1 pseudogene is annotated in these 521 nt (G+C 63.1%); it reads left to right on the top strand.

The window, feature by feature from the left end:
• Positions 1-105: 105 nt before the first annotated feature.
• Positions 106-521, top strand: a pseudogene (locus SxD43FB_RS23930) (IS21 family transposase); the annotation flags it as partial.

Raw genomic sequence — 521 nt, forward strand, 5'->3', positions numbered from 1 at the left:
GATCGGGGCTGTGGCGGGCGGTGGTATCGGAACACTCATCGAACAACGAGCGATGGGTTTGCGATGCCGGGCCACCACATTTCCGATCAGCAGGTATTTCTCTTCATGACCCATCGTCGCCAACACACCCAGGCCGTCGCGGCTGCCAAGGCCGGTATCAGCGAGCGCAGCGCACGCCGGATCGAGAACGATCCGCAGCTTCCGTCCCAGAAGAAGAAGGAGCGCCACTGGCGCACCCGCGCCGATCCGCTCGAGCCATTCTGGCCACGCGTCGAGGAGTTGCTCCAGATCGACGGTATCATTGCCGTCACGGTCTTCGAGACGCTCCAGGACGAGTTCGGCGAGGATGCTGTTCCCGATGCGATACGACGAACACTTGAACGCCGGATCGCCCGCTGGCGGGCACTGCACGGCGGCGAGAAGGAGATCTTCTTCCCGCAGCATCATGAGCCCGGTCGGCAGGGCCTGTCGGATTTCACGGTATGCGACAGTCTCAAGGTCACCGTTGCCGGCGAGACCCT

Origin of the sequence: Sphingobium sp. D43FB (assembly GCF_002312805.1) — a bacterium.
Taxonomy (GTDB): domain Bacteria; phylum Pseudomonadota; class Alphaproteobacteria; order Sphingomonadales; family Sphingomonadaceae; genus Sphingobium.